Annotated in this window: 17 protein-coding genes and 3 pseudogenes; 3 read left to right on the forward strand and 17 right to left on the reverse strand. The window is 35.7% G+C overall.

The annotated features are described in order from the left end of the window. Positions 1 to 144: 144 nt before the first annotated feature. Both ACE199_RS16100 and ACE199_RS16105 read right to left on the reverse strand, forming a co-directional pair. Complete coding sequence (locus ACE199_RS16100; protein WP_218973843.1) at positions 145 to 462, reverse strand: hypothetical protein; 318 nt, start codon at positions 460 to 462, stop codon at positions 145 to 147. Next, positions 446 to 982 (reverse strand): hypothetical protein, encoded by a 537-nt coding sequence (locus tag ACE199_RS16105; RefSeq protein WP_252282520.1) that lies wholly within the window; start codon positions 980 to 982, stop codon positions 446 to 448. The genes ACE199_RS16100 and ACE199_RS16105 overlap by 17 nt, the downstream gene beginning before the upstream one ends. A 133-nt stretch (positions 983 to 1,115) precedes the next feature. On the opposite strand from ACE199_RS16105, the gene ACE199_RS16110 reads away from it, so the two are divergent. Further along, the gene (locus ACE199_RS16110; RefSeq protein WP_127760961.1) at positions 1,116 to 1,301 is read left to right on the forward strand and encodes a DUF8096 family protein; all 186 of its coding nucleotides are present in this window, start codon (positions 1,116 to 1,118) and stop codon (positions 1,299 to 1,301) included. A 365-nt stretch (positions 1,302 to 1,666) separates the two neighbouring features. On the opposite strand, the gene ACE199_RS16115 is transcribed toward ACE199_RS16110, so the two are convergent. The 8 genes and pseudogenes from ACE199_RS16115 to ACE199_RS16150 form a co-directional block, all read right to left on the reverse strand. Then, complete coding sequence (locus ACE199_RS16115; RefSeq protein ID WP_127760962.1) at positions 1,667 to 1,981, reverse strand: hypothetical protein; 315 nt, start codon at positions 1,979 to 1,981, stop codon at positions 1,667 to 1,669. A gap of 1,237 nt (positions 1,982 to 3,218) precedes the next feature. After that, positions 3,219 to 4,019, reverse strand: coding sequence for a fumarylacetoacetate hydrolase family protein (locus tag ACE199_RS16120; RefSeq protein WP_375350706.1), 801 nt, complete (start codon positions 4,017 to 4,019; stop codon positions 3,219 to 3,221). A 658-nt stretch (positions 4,020 to 4,677) separates the two neighbouring features. After that, positions 4,678 to 5,973 (reverse strand): IS110 family RNA-guided transposase, encoded by a 1,296-nt coding sequence (locus ACE199_RS16125; RefSeq protein ID WP_375350707.1) that lies wholly within the window; start codon positions 5,971 to 5,973, stop codon positions 4,678 to 4,680. A 234-nt stretch (positions 5,974 to 6,207) separates the two neighbouring features. Next, positions 6,208 to 7,302 (reverse strand): annotated as a pseudogene (locus ACE199_RS16130) (sigma-54 interaction domain-containing protein); the annotation flags it as partial. Between the two features lie 151 nt (positions 7,303 to 7,453). Beyond that, on the reverse strand, positions 7,454 to 7,585 hold the full coding sequence (locus tag ACE199_RS16135) for a hypothetical protein (RefSeq protein ID WP_483878205.1): 132 nt from the start codon (positions 7,583 to 7,585) through the stop codon (positions 7,454 to 7,456). Between the two features lie 381 nt (positions 7,586 to 7,966). After that, positions 7,967 to 8,404, reverse strand: a pseudogene (locus tag ACE199_RS16140) (sigma 54-interacting transcriptional regulator); the annotation flags it as partial. A 226-nt stretch (positions 8,405 to 8,630) separates the two neighbouring features. Further along, a complete protein-coding gene (locus tag ACE199_RS16145; RefSeq protein ID WP_375350708.1) occupies positions 8,631 to 9,695 on the reverse strand; it encodes a GerMN domain-containing protein in 1,065 nt (354 codons plus the stop codon). A 297-nt stretch (positions 9,696 to 9,992) separates the two neighbouring features. Further along, on the reverse strand, positions 9,993 to 10,274 hold the full coding sequence (locus ACE199_RS16150) for a hypothetical protein (protein WP_119118799.1): 282 nt from the start codon (positions 10,272 to 10,274) through the stop codon (positions 9,993 to 9,995). Positions 10,275 to 10,625: 351 nt separating this feature from the next. On the opposite strand from ACE199_RS16150, the gene ACE199_RS16155 reads away from it, so the two are divergent. Then, positions 10,626 to 11,234 (forward strand): ClpP family protease, encoded by a 609-nt coding sequence (locus ACE199_RS16155; protein ID WP_375350709.1) that lies wholly within the window; start codon positions 10,626 to 10,628, stop codon positions 11,232 to 11,234. A 252-nt stretch (positions 11,235 to 11,486) separates the two neighbouring features. Here the strand turns inward: ACE199_RS16155 and ACE199_RS16160 are convergent, their stop codons facing one another. From ACE199_RS16160 to ACE199_RS16175, 4 genes are all read right to left on the reverse strand, one after another. Then, positions 11,487 to 12,059, reverse strand: coding sequence for a cell wall hydrolase (locus ACE199_RS16160; RefSeq protein WP_375350807.1), 573 nt, complete (start codon positions 12,057 to 12,059; stop codon positions 11,487 to 11,489). Between the two features lie 251 nt (positions 12,060 to 12,310). Beyond that, complete coding sequence (locus ACE199_RS16165; RefSeq protein ID WP_375350710.1) at positions 12,311 to 12,592, reverse strand: hypothetical protein; 282 nt, start codon at positions 12,590 to 12,592, stop codon at positions 12,311 to 12,313. Positions 12,593 to 12,856: 264 nt separating this feature from the next. Continuing rightward, positions 12,857 to 13,756 carry a sulfite exporter TauE/SafE family protein gene (locus ACE199_RS16170; RefSeq protein ID WP_375350711.1) on the reverse strand — a complete coding sequence of 300 codons (900 nt, stop codon included), beginning with the start codon at positions 13,754 to 13,756 and terminating at the stop codon, positions 12,857 to 12,859. A gap of 450 nt (positions 13,757 to 14,206) precedes the next feature. Continuing rightward, entirely contained in the window at positions 14,207 to 15,457 is a 1,251-nt protein-coding gene (locus ACE199_RS16175; RefSeq protein ID WP_375350712.1) for an erythromycin esterase family protein, read from the reverse strand. 274 nt (positions 15,458 to 15,731) lie between these two features. On the opposite strand from ACE199_RS16175, the pseudogene ACE199_RS16180 reads away from it, so the two are divergent. After that, positions 15,732 to 16,834: pseudogene (locus ACE199_RS16180) on the forward strand (RNA-guided endonuclease InsQ/TnpB family protein). A gap of 467 nt (positions 16,835 to 17,301) precedes the next feature. Here ACE199_RS16180 and ACE199_RS16185 read toward each other — a convergent pair. From ACE199_RS16185 to ACE199_RS16195, 3 genes are all read right to left on the reverse strand, one after another. Next, positions 17,302 to 18,279 (reverse strand): glycerophosphodiester phosphodiesterase family protein, encoded by a 978-nt coding sequence (locus ACE199_RS16185; RefSeq protein ID WP_375350713.1) that lies wholly within the window; start codon positions 18,277 to 18,279, stop codon positions 17,302 to 17,304. Positions 18,280 to 18,481: 202 nt separating this feature from the next. Then, positions 18,482 to 19,939: a GntP family permease gene (locus ACE199_RS16190; protein WP_375350714.1), complete on the reverse strand. Its 1,458-nt coding sequence runs from the start codon at positions 19,937 to 19,939 to the stop codon at positions 18,482 to 18,484. A gap of 124 nt (positions 19,940 to 20,063) precedes the next feature. Continuing rightward, entirely contained in the window at positions 20,064 to 20,504 is a 441-nt protein-coding gene (locus tag ACE199_RS16195; protein WP_375350715.1) for a MaoC/PaaZ C-terminal domain-containing protein, read from the reverse strand. Positions 20,505 to 20,534 lie beyond the last annotated feature (30 nt).

Below are 20,534 nucleotides of genomic sequence, written 5' to 3' on the forward strand. Positions count from 1 at the left end.
TTTCAAATAAAGCAAAAACCTTCCAAACTAAGTTCAGAGGGTTATTTGAGTTGTGCATTTTTAGTATAGCATGAAGTTATTTTTAATTTAAAAGATTTTTATTGACAAACTATTAGCTGGTTTAGTTGAAGAAGAAATATCGTTTCAATCATTAAAGTAATGATTGTACATTCTAAACAAAGAGTTTCTTCTTTTATTACTTGGTTCTTTATAATGGTCAATAAACCCATTACCTAAAGACATACTCCCAAATCCCTTACTTACTCCAAAGATGTATTTTCCAGGTACAAAAGGGTATTCCTCTACTTCCCATTTTGCATCTTTATTATTTTGTACAACCACTTCTCCAAAATAAATTGCCATTACTTTTTCAAATTCATTTCTATCTAATCCCAGCTTTACGAATGCAGAAAAAGCACACCTGATTATTCGGATGCTTCCCCATCTATATTTCCAATTCACTTCTTATATCCGAAGGAATTATTCTTATTTCTAATAAATTACTCCAAATAATTGAAATGGCACAACGTAACTTACCATCTAAACCATCTCCGTACTTTCCACAATAGAAGCCAAGGTTTTTTTCATAGTCAGTCCTAGTTTTAGAACTAAATTGCCCAATAATATTTTTTTCTAAAATTTCCTCGTTGAATTTGTAATCTAAGTTATGGGCTAATTTATTACGAATTTTATTAAAATTATTAAGTGATTTTTTTTCTGAATCAGGCACTATTCCTAAAGCAAACACTAAATTTTCCTTTTGAGCGAAGGTCATTTTAGGAATTTTTAAATACTCAGGCTTTTCCACATACTCTAGAAGTATTAGCTCAAGCTCATATTCAATATAAAGATGAGCCTTTACTAAAACGTACATAATATTCTGATCATCTATATCTTTATTAAATTTTTCTACTCTCGCTTCGACTTCAGTTGCTATTTTTGATAGTCTTTCAATAAATTCTGCGTCCATCTCTTTTTTCAAAGTCTAATCACCCTTTCAATCTAGAATTCAATTCGACACCAGGAGCTGAATTCCTGCAAATAATCGCTAGTCGCTTGATGAATCTATGATTAATGGTATCATTGTCTAATTGAATAAAAGAAGGTGATCTAAGTTGTCTGAAGAAGCTTCAAAAGAACTAAAAGGGTATGATACAAGCATCGTTTACGATTATAAAGAGTATCCTGATGTAATCAGTGGTCGTTGTGACAATTGCGGTAATGCTCAATTTGAAAGCTCAGTAAAGAACTATATATTTTTACGCAAGTGCCGTCATTGTGGCATGATGAAATCTATTTAACCCTGTCACTCGATAGGGTTTTTGAACATAAGAAAAGCACCTGGGTTCCACACCAAGTGCTTTCAGCGCTCCACGATTTATTATACATTGGGGTTTTTTACCGTTTGACTCAATTATAACCTAATCATAATAAAGATATACTTTCTAAAGCAGATACAAGAATAATTTAACTTATGTCTACTTTACAAGGTACAGAACTTGCAAAGAATACCGAAAGACGACACATTGTGCCGCCCTTTGCTTTATTCTCGATGATATAAATTTAACATGTATAAATCCTAACAACACGATTTATTCCCGACTTTTTTTAGGAATAATTTCGAGTTTTTTTAGGAATTATTTCTCCGTTTCTTTGAACTGCGCTGTTAATTTTCTGGTCTGTTTAATGCTTTTGCTGCTATGTCCCTAACCTTATCTGGATTTAAAGCCTCTTCCTTTTCTGAATAATAAACAGCCATTTCATTTAGTTGTTCTAACGCCTTCTCATATACACTAATTATTTTATTGATTGTTTTAGCAGCAATTAATAACTGCTCAGCTGTGCCAAAGGCTAAGAGTTCTCCTTCTTCTTGGTCAATAAGCAAAGGCGTTCCGTTTTCCCCGTTCTGTCTAAAGTAAATACCTTTAGCCGTTCGAATTAGTACGTCACCATTAGCCAAATAAATCTTTCTCTCATTCATTAGATACACCTCCTTTTCTTCGAACTGTGCTGTTACTTCGGTGTTTTAGCCATGTTCTTCAATGAGCTGAGAACATCATCTAGTACTCTTTTATCTCTCGATATGTTTCAGTTTGTTTCTATATGCCAAATGATATTTTTGAGCATTTCTTTAATTTCCATTTCCTTCATCACCTATCTCTTCGTAATAGCAAGATTCAGGTTCAAAGCCAGTTTATAAAAAGCTTTCCATCGTATCTTTGAATAAGTTTTTTCCGATATAGCTGGCTGAAATTTGAAACAGTACACCTGATAATCTGAAGTATATTCTGCATCCTCAGACATATACCGTTCTTCAATCAGAAAACGTTCCATTTTTGGTAATCGGCGAACAGCCCATTCGACACGCTCACTAAATAAAAACAAAAAGCACCAAAAAACTGGTGCCTTTAGCTCGCTTAAGATAGTAATGATGTTTTGAAAATTTGTTTGAAGTTGTTTTTACAAGTTTCTCCTCCTTAATATCCTCAATAACTTTTAGATTTTTTTCCTCATCGATTCCATCTAAATCATCAGTTGTAATGAGATTATTACCTAATCCAAGTTTTTCATAGTCCTTGTTAATTATATATTCTATCGAGGATATGTTCGAAATATATTAGGATGATATAAATGGTTCTGGTACAAATATGACTTGTTAGAAACATAGAATCTCAATATCCTTTTCATTTATCAATTATGATGCTACCCTCAAGTAATTTATGTATAAATTTGTTGCTTTAAAATATAGTTTGATAATATTGATACTAATAACTCTGATAAATGAACAAAAAGAAAGAGCGTGTTTTGAAAAAAGATTGATCAAAACACGCTTTTAATACATTCAATTGAATCATTTTTTATAAAAAAGTTTGATCATTTCTGTGACCCTTCTTCCGTTAAAGCCCCCGTTTGTTGAATAAAAAAAGAGATGCCGCAGCAACCTCCACTCTTAAACTCAAACACTCCGTTAGTTCATTAAGAAATGATTCAATACTCAACTATATTTAGCCATTGACCATCAGGTTTATCATTTATCTTAAATAAATTGACACCAAGCTCTTTTAATACTGCCGTTACTCTAGCAGCACCACATACAAATGCAAGTACAAAGAAACTCTTCTTTCTTTTTATTGCGATGTCCTCTGTAACATTTTAAAAAGTCGGCTCATCTATTTATGAATATTTTCATTTTTGGTTATTAAGAATGCTGGCACATCCTACTGGACAGAATTACACAACTGACCGATTTTCTCGACTTCCACAACTACCACATCCCCCGACTTAACCGGGCAGCTGCCAGATGGTGAACCCGTGGCCAAAATGTCACCGGGCTCCAGTGTCATCACCTGCGAAAGCCAGCTGATTAGATACGGAATGCTCAGAGACATTTGATTGGTATTCCCGTCTTGGACAACGCGGCCGTTTAAAGTGGTTACAATCCGCAAATTTGTAGGATCTACCCCGGTAACGATGCACGGCCCCAAAGGCCCGAACGTATCAAATCCTTTGCCCCTCGTAAACTGTGGATCTTTTTTTGTAAGATCTCTTGCTGTGACGTCATTAAATATCGTGCAACCAAACACATAATCAAGCGCATCTTCTTCTTTAATGTTTTTTCCGCGCTTTCCAATGACCAGGGCTACTTCCCCTTCAAGTTCCACTTGGTTGGTTAGATCGTTGGGAGGAAGAAAAATCGTTCCCTTGTCTGGAATAAGCGAAGATAATGGCTTTAAAAATAGAAATGGCTCTATAAGGTTTGGCTCTCCCCCTGTTTCCTTCGCATGATCTGCATATGTCCAGCCGAAATTAACCACTTTAGAAGGTTTTACTGGCTCCAAAATTTTCACGTCACTATATTTCACCTTTACCCCGTCATACTTTATTTCCTTGTTGACAAGTTCAGCAAAACTGCTAGACAGTTGTAATATTATCTCATCATCCTCAACAATACCGTAATGTATTTTGCCATGTTGATTCTGATAGCGAACTATTTTTTGTGTTTTTTGTAGTATATGCATAATGAATAAACTCCTTTGATAAGTAAGGTATACTGACCTCAGGTAATATAAAATTCGGGTCTCCACATAATCGCAAACGAAGACTTCCAACTCCATTATAACCGATAAGCTCAATGAAACTGAAATTTAGCTTCCACATACAATTAAAGCTACCCAATAGTTTAAGTACATTTCTTCACAAGGTATTCCAAATATTAACATAGATACATACCCATTTTTCTTAAAAGGTGTTGTTCAACAATCTCCCTCAATAAAGAATGTAAAATCTAACGATTTCTCCTGTTTTCTTAGATTCTCATAGTAGTCTTGTTTCAAAGATTACCTTTTGTATGGATAAAGATACATTATTAGGATAAAATTGGACATTTGAAGAAAAAAGACTTGTAGCTTACTAACCAATCACTTGCATAAATTGGGTAATTATCAAAAATATGATAGCACTGGTGGATGTCCACATGTCTCATGGAGGTCAACCCTCCCATGCCTCACAGAGTCTTTGCTCCCAAATTCCTTCGTCCAACCTTTCCATGAGGTGGATGTCAGTTACGCTGGCCCACAGGGTCCTTGCCCGAAGTATTGTTGCTTTACTGACTAATCCGTGCTTCAATGTCCAATAACCATCAATACCATTACAATTGTAATCCCATCTACAAAAGAATTAAGCGAATACTTCTGCCTTCTGATATCCTGTCATATGAGGAATATCCTTCAACATTCTCTCTTCCTGAAACTCAAACTGTTTTTTACCCATGGCAAATAATATTCGTATTAATTTATTACACAAAGCGATAATAGATTGCATCTTTTTCAATGGGTTGTCAGGTCGTTGTGTGTAATAGGTATGGAGTGCTTTAAAAGCTGAATTCTTCGCAACGAGTACCATACAAACTCTGAACAACAGAGCACGAAGTTTCTTTCTACCTCGCTTCGTAATTCTTGTTTGTCCTTTGTGCTTACCAGACGTATTTTCCTTGAGACTTAACCCAGCGAGCTTGATGATTTGCCTAGGGTGAGAGTACTCATTTAGATCTCCGACTTCTGCAAAAAAGCCTGCGACAGTATCTCTTCCGATTCCCTTGATGGCAAGCATCTGTTGAACGCCAGGTATTTGATCAATTAATGCATCTATTTTGGTATCCAATTCTTCGAATTTAGACTGGATTAATTCATATTTAGCTATCAATGTTTGTAATTCTAATTTCTCCATATCTGCCCCTTGACGAATACCAATAGATTCACGGGCTACTTGTTTTAAGTCCTGAATCTTACTAAGTCCTACACTACGTTTAACAGCTTTTCTTAAGTAATTTAATAGCTCTTGATCAGAGAAATGTACAAGTTCATGTGGTAATACATTTAACTTTAAAAATTGTAAAGCTGCCTTACCTTCCCAATTCTTAAAAACTGTTAAAAATTCAGGGAAATATCGGTCAATCCAGTTATGCATTTGACCCTGTACAATTTGTTGGTCAACAGTTAAGAAATCACGAATTTTCTTAGCCACACGGAGTTCTTCATAAATTCCTTGTGGAATAGTTGGTTCAGCATATCTCCCGTCCTTGACCAATTGCGCAATAACTCTAGCATCTTTTATATCGTTTTTAGTTGGTGAATTATCATCTAATTCCTTACTTTTCTTTACGTGTAATGGATTAACTAACACAAATTTAATCGTATGTTCCCTAAGAATATAAGCTAAATTAAGCCAATAATGACCTGTCGGCTCCATACCGACAATCACTTGATCCATCGTTTGAGCTTGCATAAGTCGTGAGATCCAATTAAGAAAATGACAAAATCCTTCTTTTGTATTTTCAAAGTAACAAGGTGAGCCAAACTCTAATCCTCTAAAATCTTGAGCTCTGGCTACATGTTTGAATTTTGCAATATCTACTCCGATAATAAGTGTTTTAGGAGTAATTTGAGAGATTTTCTTATTTTGGTTATAATTCATGATAGGCCTCCTGGTTATGATAGATTTTGTCCTTTTCGCTGGCCAGCTTCAGGACATTTTAATCATATCAAGAGGTCTTTTTGATATTCAAATCTCATTTTCATTCATTACAGGAATGCTGGCTCTTTTGTTGAATAGAATGACTCACATTTTTTTAAACAACTTTATTATCTCTGTACAGCTTTTTCGGTATATCATTTTTTGCACAGTTAAATAAAATGTTGCATGTAATTATTATTTGCGCAAATTAGTTTTTTCCATTTTATAGTACAGGCTTCTTACTGAAATCCCCAGTGATTTAGCAGTCAGCATTTTATTCCCTTTAAAGGTCTGTAATGCTTGCTGAATAACTTTCGCTTCGTATGTTGCGACTATTTCACTTAAAGACTCGCCTGTTTTAAACAGAGTTTCAAACGATGAAGCAGCTTCATTCCGATAGTCAAGGCTTGGGCTTGGGCTTGTGCCTACTAAATTTGGAATATGCTCCGCTTCAATTATTTGTTCATCGAACTTCATTAAAATAATTGCTTGGCCTAAAATATTTTCTAACTCCCGAACGTTCCCTGGCCAATCATATTGTCTTAGTTTTTCAATTGCATCTTCTGTAATCCCTTCAATACTTCGTCCATATTCTTGATTAATCTTATGAATTAAATGCTCTGCTAACTCCTTCATTTCCTCTTTCCTTTTTCTCAAAGGAGCAATAAAAACAGGCATACGATTTAATCGAAAATAAAGATCTTCTCGAAAGTCTCCACTCTTAATAGATTGCTCTAAATCAATATTCGTTGCGGCAATGACACGTACATTAATAGGAATCGGTTTCGTTCCCCCAACTCGCATGATTTCACGCTCTTGTAATACGCGAAGTAACTTGGCTTGAATCTTTGGCGTTAACTCGCCAATTTCATCTAAAAACAAACTGCCGTGATTCGCTTCCTCAAAAAAACCGACCTTACCACCTCGTTTTGCCCCTGTAAACGCCCCATCCTCATAACCAAACAACTCGCTTTCCAACAAAGATTCCGAGACAGCTGCACAATTGACGCGTACAAACTTATTAAATTTTCGCTCACTAGCATTATGAATCGCATGAGCAAATAATTCTTTTCCTGTTCCCGATTCACCACGCAGCAGCACCGTTGCTGGCGTTTTAGCAGAAAGTTTAGCGTGTTTAATAGCCAATACCATATCATCAGACCGTCCAATAATATCCTCAAAAGAATATTTTGCTTGTAATGTTCGTATAAGCCGCTGAGCATGCTTTAATTCATTCGTCAATTTTGGGATTTCAGAAACATCATGTATAACGCCTACACTTCCTTTCAATGCTTGGATTAAAGTCCTTAGGGACTGCCAAACGAATTATTGCGAGGATAGAGGCTATGCACATGATCAAAAAGAATTCATCCATCAACTATTTGGACTAGTTGCTTAAGACCAGGGGGCACTATAAATCTTACGCTTTTTTATATTTTCTTCAAGTATTTGCACCAGAAACGGGATTAATGATATACTCAACACCTTCATTTTTGATGTTACCGTTTTCAATCATAATCTTTTCTGCCCTATCAAAGGTGCGTTTCATAATCACGTAGATATTCATTTGCATCTCTCTATTTTCCTTATATATCCAATCTTGAATACTTGCTAACTTAAAACAATTATGTTGTCCTGTGATTGAACTCTTGAATGAAGTACTCCTTTTCTATTTCATGTTTACCAATTACTTGAAGGGAATCCCCCTCCGATTCTTCCTTACTTTCTATAGTTTCATGACGACCGCTTCCCCATCTACCACCATCTCCTCGTGCTGATTCAATACTTGCGTTTTTAACTTAATAATTTTCTTATCATCCCTTTTTTCCACTACCTCAACAGTCGCCTTAATTATATGTAGGCGTAACGCATTGGTTTATTTCTTCATAGGAACAAAAAACACGAGGAAACCTGGAATTTCACCTATTTTCCACTCGTGTTAAGTGATATTTATTTACTTTTCAACAATTACACCTTCGAATGTAGCTTTATAAATTTTATAAATATCATCTTTTAATAAAGGCATTGGACTACGCGCTAAAAGACGTTTTTGCTCTATGGCATCATTTATTAAACTTTCAAATGCATCCTCGGGAATATTAAAGCCTTTTAATGTAGATGGAATGTTTACATCTTCCACTATACGTTTTAACTCCTCTACACATCTATATGAGGCTTCTTCTTGTGAAAGATTTACTTGAATCTTTGGGGTTAACTCGCCAATTTCATCTAAAAACAAACTGCCGTGATTGGCTTCCTCAAAAAAACCGATCTTACCGCCTCTTTTGGCTCCTGTAAATGCCCCATCTTCATAACCAAACAGCTCACTTTCCAACAAAGATTCCGAGATACCTGCACAATTGATACGTACAAATTTATTAAATTTTCGCTCACGTCTATAACAGCTATTGCTGTAGTATCATTGAGGCAAAAAGAAAGCACGGGACGGTCCCCGCGCTTCTCTGTTTTTGTATATCTACACATTGGATAGTTAGTAAATGATAATAAGCATCTATTGAGAAAGGTGAAATATCAGTTTTTCGGGTGGAATAGAAATGTAAAAATAATGTTATGAAAACCATCATATTTTTGTGTTTGGATAATTTTCAACATACTTCCTATTTTATTTCAATAGCACCATCTACATTTACTTCAAAAAAACCCCCTTTTTCCATAGCGATGTGTCCGGATGAATAAGGTTCATTATCAATAGTGAGATATACTTTTGCCACTCCATAATACTGGCCGAAGGTATTAACAATGCTTTGAAGAATCATTCCTTCATACGCAGCACCGGCACTCATTTCTGTTAAAAAAGCTTGATTCAAGTCAATGTACAAATTGTTATCTTTATTTAAATACAAACTGTTAATTTTTGTGTTTTCAGAGAATACCGGTTCTACTGTATTCGGTACGTTTTCTTTATAAGCATCTTCTAAAACCTTTTTGGTTATAGAGTTTGTCAGGAATGAAAGCTCCCTACTTTTAAAATACAGCTTATCATCATCAATATTAGGGTAGTAAAAAGTAATTGTTTGGACTAACGGGGCGTTTTCTTCAATTTTACTCAAAGAAGAGGATACCTCCATTCCCTCTGAAAAAAATGAAGTTTTTACTAAACCTACTCCTTTAGCATAGTAATCAATGTTTCGTCCATTAGAGCCTTCTGTCGTTACCTCAATCGCTTTATAATTTCCGGAAGGAGTCGATACATCCACAGAAGTATTGGTTATAGTTCTAACACTCGAGTCCTCGAGTCTCCAAGTTGTTCCTTTTTTTAATGGTTCCATTAATAAGGTTTCTTCATCCCCCGTTTTTGTTTCTAAAAGGTTTTCTCTATAGTAAGCCTCTGCTCTTGAGTAGGTGCTGGTTAACTTACCATCTTTTAATTCAACGACACGAGCCATAACGGTTCCGCCATTATCGATTCTTTCTTGTAGTTTGTTCTCAGAAGTATAATCAACGTAAACATTAAATGAAGCGTATTCATTTCCTTTTCCATCGTATATATATCGAGTATTTTCTTTAATTGGGTAATAATCTTCAATTTTTAAAGATTGGACCGAAGGGGCTTTCTCCTTAGTATTCACTTCATTATTATGGTTGCTGGAGTTACTTTCTGATTGGCATCCAGCCAATAAAATAACAAGTGCTGCTGAACCTATTAATATACTTTTCTTCATGTTGATCTCCTTTATCATTCGTCTATTCCGTGTGCTTATAGGGCTTTTTATTATGTATTGTAGAATTTCTTGGACAAAAATCTTTATTTTTTCGATGCCTTTTTGAAGGGAGGCCAGTTGCTCTTATAAAAAACGGAATTGTGGATAGAGAGGCACTGAAAAAAGCCGATAGTAAAAAAATTCCCTTAGCAGAAACCGCCACCAAATCCTGCACTAGCGCCATTACAAAAAGTACCAAGGACTTTCCTTGGTACTTTTATAACGGCAAATACACGATTAACACTTTGCGCATTTCTATTAACTTGCAAGCTCTGTATCTAATTGGACTCCTGTTGATAATATTTCATCTATATATTGAAGCACATCATGATTTTCTACATCGTCAAATAATGAATAATAAGAAATATAATTTGTTTTTAACATATTTTCTTTGATATCTTTCTTATCAATAGCATCAAGGATAACTAATTGGGGTTGATTATTCTCATACTCTCCAGCGGCCAAGAAATACTCGTTTTCATATGTAAAGATAATGTTATAGAAACCATCATATTTTTTCGTTTGGATAATGTTAAACATATTATTAATCCCCCTACTATTTTGATTTCACCTGTTCTAAAGCTGATTTATATATATATCATTCTAAACGACAATCGTTGAAAAAAATGTCGATTCCTATCCTGAACGACACATTTTTTAACGACAAATTTCTTGCATTCTGCCAATTCCCTACCAAATATGGGAGCTTTCTTTTAAATAGCATCGTTTTACTTGATATGAAACAGGCTACAAGGCAGCATTTTAAGTGGATATTGAGGATGAATGCTGTCGCGAAGATTATGTTTGTTGAATAAATTAGTAAATAGGTATGATGGCATGACCATCCTCTTCCTTTCTATATGCACACATATGATAAAGGAGGGTTTTATAATGAAAAAAATTGAATTCGACAAAGAATATTTGGAGTTAGTTGCAAATTTACCTGATTCTCTTGAGGAGTATCAGTTTTATCTGGGACTGAAAGAACGAAGAATTTATTTTAATTATGATGTGGATACAACCATTGTCAATAAAATTGTTTATTGGATTCAAGAATGGAATCGAGAAGATAGAGAATTAAATATTCCAGTCGATAAAAGAAAAACAATACAAATTTATATAACATCTAATGGTGGAGATGTAGTGGCAGGTTTTGCTGCTATCGATGCCATCCAATCAAGTGAAACGAAAGTTGAAACGATTGGTATAGGTTCGTGTGCTTCTATGGGTGCTTTACTGTTAATTAGCGGACATTATAGAAAAGCATATCCCAATACAGTCATTCTTATTCATGATGGGAGTATGGCTGTTCAATCCACTTCTAAAAAAGCGAAAAACACAATGAATTTCTATGATCGTTTAGATGATCGCATTAAGCAGTTTGTTGTGGAAAATACAAACATTTCAGAGGAGCTGTATACTGAGAAGGAAGATGAAGAATGGTATATGTTCGCGAATGATGAGGGATTAAGTTTAGGAATTGTACATGAAATCATCTAATAGTTTACGAGAACTTCTTAACATAGCGTTTGTTTTTTCTTAGTGATTAGACAAGTGTTGGATAAGAAGTTTTTATATAGCATTTGTATCAAGGAAATTTCATCATTAATCGAAATTAAACCAAGACCAACGCTAGTGCTCCAATGTATTGGATCACTAGCCATGTCGAAAAATTAAGTAGAACTTATATAGAACTTTTTTGTAAAAAAATAAGCACTAAAAGGACAGACCCTTTGTGCTTATTAATAACCGTTATTTTGCGAATACGTGATCGCCGATACGAACAGTCACTGGACGAGAAAAAATCCATTCACTTGTTGATTTTTGAGGATTATAGAAATATAAAGAACCATTACCTTGTCCACGAAAAGCAATCGCTTCATCTATCGCTCTATAATCTTCACTAGTTGGCGTATTATGAATCCGTCCATCTTGTACTGGTGAAAATGCATAATGTCCTTGGTCTATTTGGTATATAACACTCTTAATGTCATTTGGAAATAACGAACTGTCCATACGATTGAACACTACTGTTGCCACCGCTACCTTACCTGAAAAAGGCTCTCCTGCCGCTTCTGCATGCACCAATTGAGCTAAAAGTGTTCTTTCAGCAGATGTGATTGTAGGAATAGTCAAACGTTGGCCAATATACAAATTATTATCCCACTCATTATTAGTCTTTTGAAGAGAAATTAAAGGTACTCCATATCGTTGACTAATTTTCCACATTGTATCTCCTGGTTTAACAGTATAATCAGTCGCAGCATCAACAGAATGAACTTGGAAAGCTGATAATGTCATCCCTAATGAAGCTACGAGCAACATTTTTTTAAATATTTTCATATGTACCCCCTAGCAATTTATCTAGTAATCACATATAAGGGTAACAATTCTATTATTTTATTTCCACATACTAAAAATACCAATCCTTGAAAATTCAATTATATCAATACTTCATTTAGCTTCTGTTAATTTTTTCTGTTATCAATCCGTGAGCGGGACCATAAGAAAAAGCTTGGATAATCCAAGCTTTAAACTGTTAATATGATTACAATAATTGTAATTTTATGTTATTATTAACTTGCAAGCTCTGTATCTAATTGAATCCCCGTTGATAATATTTCATCTATATATTGAAGCACATCGTGATTTTCTACATCATCAATTAATGAATAATAAGAAATATAACCTGTTTTCAACATGTTTTCTTTGATATCTTTTTTATCAATAGCATCAAGGATAACTAATTGAGTTTGATCATTCTCATATTCTCCAGCAGCCAAGAAATACTCGTTTTCATATGTAAAAATAATATTATAGAAACCATCATATTTTTTCGTTTGGATAATGTTAAACATATTATTAATCCCCCTACTATTTTGATTTCACTCGTTCTAAAGCTGATTTATATATATATCATTCTAAACAATAATTATTTAAAAAAATGTCGATTCTTCTCCCGAGATACATATTTTTAAACGACAAATTTTTCGTTCTGTCAATTAGAGCAAAATAAAAAATGGACAGGAATACTCAAATTCCCATCCACTTTCTTCTATGTTTTTCTTATTCTTCTCTTTTATCATTTCTTCAATAAATCATAGAACGATTATATAAATGGATTAACTAGCCAACTTTCTATTTTTTTCTTTTTCAGCAGCCTGGTTTGTTTTCATCTTGCGAATACCAAAGAAAATAGCTACTCCCCATCCCAAAAATAGAAAACCATAAATAACAGGATAGTATATTTCATTTGTTACCCATGTGCCTAAAATTGTGCGTGCATTTACTATAATAATAAAACCTCCAACTAAAATCCCCATTAGTTGAGCTGGAACCATTCGAACGAGCCATGCCGCAATCGGTGCAGCAACGATCCCTCCTATCATCAGCGCTCCGACCCAAAGCCAATTCACGACTTCCCATCCTAAAGAAATGATAAAACCGACAGTCGCAGAAATAGCGATAGCAAACTCGCTCGTATCTACTGTTCCAACTACTTTACGCGCTGTCATTCCTTTTTTGGATAAAAGAACAGGTGTTGCAATCGGTCCCCATCCGCCGCCTCCCGTTGCATCCGCAAAGCCGGCAATTAAACCTAATGGTATAGATTGCTTAACTGATAATGGTTTTGATTCCTTTTCTTCACTAGACTGAAATTTAAACAGAAAACGAAAAATAACATAGAAACCAAGCAATAGAAGGAATGCCGAAACGTAAGGCTTAACGACATCGCCAGGTAAATTACTTAAGAAGCACGCACCAGTGAAAGCCCCAATTGATCCTGGAATAATCAGACGATATACCAATTGTTTATCCACGTTGCCAAATTTGATATGAGATACTCCCGAAGCAGCCGTTGTCACGACTTCAGAAAGATGGACGGAAGCAGAAGCTACTGCCGGTGCAATACCAAATGCTAATAAAAGAGAAGATGATGTGACGCCATATGCCATCCCTAATGCTCCGTCAATTAGTTGTGCTAAAAAACCTACAAATGCTAAAACAATCAGCTTTTTCATATTTTTCCTCCTGGTGCCTTTTATTTGATTATGTATTATCTGAAAATACGGAATTTACAGAATTTTATTTTTTTGAAAAAACTCCTACTCTAAGCAGTTAAGAGTAGGAGCCTTCAGTTTGTCTGATCAGCTGCCTCATTTTCTTTTTCATAACAAGTATTCAACTAGAATTTTTTGAAATATAAATAAATTTTATATTATTGATAATAACCGTACTTTTCCTACCTGTCAACTATAGTTTAGTTTTTTCTTTCCTTGTATTTGATATAAACTAGATTTTAGATTGTACCTTTGAAATAACGTTTAATTGAGTTCACACTATAAGCTTTGATAAAAGAGTAAATAAAAAAGCGTGTTTTGAAATAAAGATAGCTCAAAACACGCTTTTCATATATTCAAGTAAATCTATAGTGACAGGTGCCACTCAATCGAATAATTGTACAAATCTACTCATAAAAGTGTTAATGCTTTTGTCTCATCAATATGGATAAACGCATCATATCGTTCAGACAAACGAGAAGGCACATAATTTCCGTAATGTTCGTGAGCAGGATTATATACAACACCAATTGCCCGGTGCCCAATTACATTGCGAAATAAATGCTTGTTTTCTTCTGTAAAGAGCAAATATTGATTAAAGCTACCAGCGTTGTGCATCACTTCTTCCCAACTTCCTTCCGTACCTTTTGGAACAGTCATGACCTCAGCAGGATCTCCCCATCTTTTTGCAGCAATAACAGTGCCCTGATATGTACCAAAACCAATCGCATATACATTGTTTTGTCCATATTTTTCTCGAGTTAATTGACCTACGTTAACCATTCCTTCATCAGCCATATCCGTAGCTCGAGCATCACCAATATGCGTGTTATGTTCCCAAATGATCCCTTTTGCCGCTGCACCATAAAAGTTTCCGATATGGTGAAGGGCTTCGACCATATGACGATCCCGAATATTCCAAGATTCATTATCATTTGTCACCATCGTATGATAATAATGCTCAGCGTTGTTCGCAACAATCGCATTAATATTCATATTAAGAGCTGCTTCAGGATCTTCGGTATGAATACTTTTGCTTTCTTTTATAGTATTTAGTAGCTCGAGGATTTCGCTCATACAATTTTCCCCATAAAATGCAGAAGAAATTCCGTACATTTCTAGCTTACGTTTATATGGATCAAAACATTCAATGGCATTTAATGCTTTTTGCAGATCAGGCGACTTGATTTTTTTAAAATAGTCTACGATTGCTTCCATAGACTCCCATAAACTATACACATCAAGACCATAAAACCCTACTTTTTTCTCCGGTTGTGTTTGGTTATACGAATGTAACCAATCGATAAGATTCACAATTTCATGATTAGCCCACATCCAACTTGGCCAGCGGTTAAACGATTTTTTCAACACATCTTCCGCACTTTGATATTCGGGAGCCAATCCTTTTACATAGCGGTTTACTTCATAACAAGCAGGCCAGTCTCCTTCAACAGCGATAAAAGAAAAGTGATGTTCTTGAATAAGCTGCTTTGTTAATTCAGTCCGAGTGGTATAGAACTCGCTCGTACCATGACTCGCTTCACCAAGCAAAACATATTTAGCATGACTTGCTGCGTTAATCAAAGGCTGAAGTTCTGTTGGACTTGAAAATTTAACAGCATAATTCTTAATTTCGTCTATTAATTGACTTGTTTTTAACAATTCCGCTCACCTCTTCTTTAGTATGAACGGATTTAAGTGACTTTATCTAAAATCGGCAAGGATACCCCTACTTCAGTCGTGTGAAGGGCGTTAGCCCAACGATAAGTGGGGGAGGAATTTCCGTCAGATACGGTATGGTACGGTGAAAATCGTAAGATTTTGTGCCATATCAAGTATCTGAAACTTCCGCCTTGCCTCCTCCTTCCTCTGTTAAGTTATTTACTTTAACTAAAAAATTGGTATAATTTGGTTAGCGGAAGGTGATGTGAAAATAATGTCTACCATTACTGCAAAAATACAAATCTATGTTTCCGATAATCAAGCTCAAAGTTTAAGGATAACGACTAGTGCTTATCGCAAAGCTTGTAATTGGTTATCGAAACAAAAAACCTAAACCAAACAAGTCTTAATAACTTGTATTATTCTGATTTACGAAATCAATTTGGACTAAAAAGTCAAATGGCTCAATCCGTGATGAAAACCGTAATCGCTCGTTACAAGTCAGCTAAATCGAATGGACATGAATGGTCTTTGATTGAATTTAAATTTCCTGAATATGACCTTGTATGGAATCGTGATTACTCACTAACTAAAAATCAATTTAGCGTAAATACACTGGATGGTCGTCTAAAGCTAAATTATGAACGTAAGGCTATGAAGAAATACTTCAATGGTACTTGGAAATTTGGCACTGCTAAATTAGTGCATAAGTACAAGAAGTGGTTCTTGCATATCCCGATGACAAAAGAGTACCAAGTATTAGGCCTAGCAGATGTAAATAGTATTGTCGGTATTGATTTAGGAATGAACTTTCTTGCTACTACTTATGATAGTCAAGGTAAAACCACTTTCTATAATGGCAACATTGTCAAGCATAAGCGTGGTAAGTTTAAAGCTACTCGCAAACAACTCCAAATGCGACAAACACCATCTGCTCGTAAGAAACTAAAACAAATTGGTTCAAGAGAAAACTGTTATGTAACTGATGTAAACCATCAAATTACAAAGGCACTCGTTGATAAATACCCTAGAGGTACTATGTTTGTTTTAGAAGATTTGACAGGTGTTCGCACTGCCACTGAAAAAGTACGAGTAAAAAACCGCTATGTTTCTGTGTCCTGGGCTTTCTACCAATTCCGTCAAATGCTTGAGTATAAAGCTGAATTGAACGGACAGAAGGTGATTGTGGTAGACCCAAAATATACTTCTCAAACTTGCCCCAAATGTGGACATATTGAAAAAGCAAATCGTAATAAAAAGCTACACACTTTTAAGTGCAAAAATTGCCAATACCAATCAAATGATGACCGTATTGGTGCTATGAATCTACACCGTAAAGGAACTGAACATATTGGTGTAGTTACCACAGGAGTATAACTCTTGTGGTAGGGGCGAAGTCAACCGTCCTTATGTTCCATCACACTAAGGTAGGAGAGCATTGCTCGTTCGTACTACTGGGTAGGAACAAGCGTAGTTGCTCGCTATGAGGGTAGAAGCACTGTCAAACTCTGACAGACGCAAGCCCCCACTTCAAACAGACCGTAAGGTCGTTAAGTGGCGGGTTGTTGACTAAATGTTCCATCTAATGAATAAAAACAAGATAACTTCATAAACCGTTTCCAAAAGAAAACACCCATTTAAATGGAATGTAGCTGACTTTGATGTGTATATCAGGTTGAATATGGCATAATACCTTATCTTTGATAATATCAATATATATAAAACTGGTTACAACTCCAAAATTTACACAACTGATATTACACTATGTTAAAAAAATAATAAACCGAAAATAAACTGAGCGCTAAAACCGCTCAGTTTATAAAAATTCCACCACAAAGGCAGATTTATTCTTGTAAGATAGGAGCAACTACATCAATTCTATTGGTCCAAACGCCTCCAGAATAGTTAGATGGCAGACGCTTAACATCCTCCGCCGTATCAAAACCTTCTGACCATCCTCCATCACCTGCAACAATGAATACTCGAGTATCTACATTTTCTAATCGTTTGATAAATTTATCCGGCCATCCCCACATCCACGAAGCATATGTCTCTGGAATGTGAATTTGTGTATTTTGACAAGCAGCAGGAACATATCCCGTCCATCCTACAGCGATATAAGGAAGCATACAACTTTTCATCGTAGCCATGGACATGACCCGAAGTTCTGGCAGACTTTCTTTTAATGCTTGAATAGGTTGATCTCCACCATAAACCGTTAATTGACTTAAACGTTCTTTTGATAATTTAGAAAGAGTATGAGCCAGTTGTTCTCCTTCTGCTGGGTCATCACTTTTAATATGAATTAAAAACGATTCATCTGGAAAATAGGACAACACTTCTTCAAGTGAAGGCATAAGTCCTACTCCTTTGCCACGGAACGGATAGCTTTTTCCATTATCAGCCGTGTATCCATATCCGATATCAAGAGACTTCAATTCTTGCATAGTATGTTCCCTCGTTACCCCTTTTCCATCTGTCCGGCATTCAAGTGTCCAATCATGGAAAATAGCAAACTGACCATCTTTTGTAGGTTGGACATCAAATTCAACGATATCAGCACCCGCTTCAAAGGCTGCTTCCATAGACGGGATCGTATTCTCTAGATAAGGATGTTCCGGCTCATAAATCCTTTCTGCCGTACATGTATCACCTGTAATTCCTTCCATATGGAATGTTTGAGCCATTCCTCTATGCGCTAGCAGTAGAGGGACTTCATCTGTCGTTTTAGTAAATAAAGAGGTATTATTTACGTACATGAATACTACTAAAATGAATAAAAACAAGACAAATCTTTTTATAAATATTTTAATTTTCTTCATAACTTCTCCAATTTTTTTATATGTAATGATGAACTTTTATAGTTTAGCATGGATACCCTTCGCTTGTATCGTTACGAAACTCTAGATAAGCTTTTCTAACATTAAAAAGGTATAATCCCTCTATATTTGTGAGGAGATTATACCTTTTTAATTAAAGTAATTTCGTTAGATTTTTGAAGTCACAGCAAACTTCATTCGTTTTTTAGATAAGACCAGTCAGCATATAAACACCGATAATGAAGAAAGCTGCAAAAGATTTAATAATCGTTATAGCAAAAATATCTTTGTAAGCTTGACGATGTGTTAAGCCGCAAACTACAAGTAAAGTGATAACAGCACCGTTATGCGGAAGCGTATCCATTCCACCGGCTGCCATAGACATTACGCGGTGCATGACTTCTAATGGAATGTTAGCGGCATTAGCTGCCTCTACATACTTCTCTGCCATTACACCTAATACAAGACTTATTCCTCCAGATCCAGATCCCGTCATTCCTGCAAGAATATTTGTCGATACCGCCCCATTTACTAGCGGGTTAGTAAAAGTTGAAGAAAGAGCATTTTGAACGATGGCAAACCCAGGTAAAGCTGCGATAACTCCTCCAAATCCAAATTCAGATGCGGTATTCATTGTAGCAAGCAAGGCCCCGCTTATCCCAACACTCATACTTTCTTGGAAATTCTTTTTAACCTCCTGAACGTTTAGAGCAATGGCCGTTACAATCCCTACAAGAAGCGCCATTACAACTGACCAAATACCAAGATTCTGACTTAAGTTAACCGTTCCAAAACTCTCTAATCCAATTTTCGCAAAATCAAATCCATTCTCATACCATTTAGGAATGTAGGTGGTGAAAAACTTATTCATAACACCTACCAATACAAGCGGCAGAAAAGCAAGCCAATCTTTCGCCTTTATCTTTCCATCTGAAAGTTGAGTGGCAGGTGCAGACTTAGCTTCATGAATATCCGCTGCTTCACTAGCGGCTGCCATCTCATTGATTGCATTTTTTCCGATTCCGTAATACCCTTCCCCATTTGCAGCTGCCTTACGTCGACGGCTCTCTAAATACCACATACCGAGACTGAAAATGAACACTGCACCAATCATTCCAAGTATTGGAGCAGCATAGATATCGGTACCAAAGAAACTTGTTGGAATAACATTCTGAATCTGCGGTGATCCTGGGATGGCATCCATTGAGAAAGTAAAAGCACTAAATGCAATGGTCGCTGGAATGAGTCGTTTTGGAATATTTGCTTCGCGGAACAACTGAGCTGCAAAAGGATAAATAGCAAACACAGCTACAAATAAGCTAACCCCGCTGTAGGTAAGAATAGCACCCATTAGCACAACAGTAAGAATGGCTTGTTTAGCCCCAATAAACCGAACAATAACCTTAGCTATTCTCTCAGCGATTCCAGTAATCTCAATTACTTTACCAAAAATAGCACCAAGTAAGAAAACAGGAAAATATAGTTTTACAAAGCCAACTAACTTTTCCATAAAAATATTAGAGAAGAATGGTAACACATGACTTGGTTCAGTGAAGAATACAGCTAACAATGCACATATTGGAGCCAAAATAATAACAGAATAGCCTCGATAAGCGCCAAATATGAGTAGCCCTAGAGCTGCTAGAATAATAATAAGGTCCATAAATCAATCTCCTTTTACAGTTATATAAAGCCTCTCTAGATATAATCAATGTGCTGAGATGACCTGCCTAAAGAAGAAGGAACATCTGTATTCTTTCTTGAGAATTAACATACAGAAAGTCCTTTTATTCTGCACTTTTCTTGTTCATCAAAATTTTCATATCAAAGACCGCAACCGTTTCACCGGTTTGTTTCTTCACTTCTTGTAATACAGTAACTAGCCCTTGTGATTGACTTCTATCTTTTAGGTCGATTACCTTTGCGTTGAGATGGATTGTGTCACCGATAAAAGTGGGATTTGTAAACCGAACCTTATCCATTCCATAGAAGGCCACTACGATGCCAGGTTCAAACGCTACCAATCCAGTCGTAATCGAAAGAATCGCCATTCCGTGGGCAATGCGTTGCTCAAACTGCGTTCCCTTCGCGTACTCTGCATCACTATGAAGTGAATACCAATCCCCGCTGAAAGCAGAAAACATAACTAAGTCAGATTCAGTAATGGTTCTTCCCTTTGATTGCCAAGTTTCACCTATGTTATAATGCTCAAAATATTTATTAAACATTGTAACCCGCTCCTTTTCAAAAGTTTAAAA

It is taken from the genome of Peribacillus sp. Hz7, assembly GCF_042136355.1.
In the GTDB taxonomy this organism is placed as follows: Bacteria; Bacillota; Bacilli; order Bacillales; family DSM-1321; genus Peribacillus; species Peribacillus asahii_A.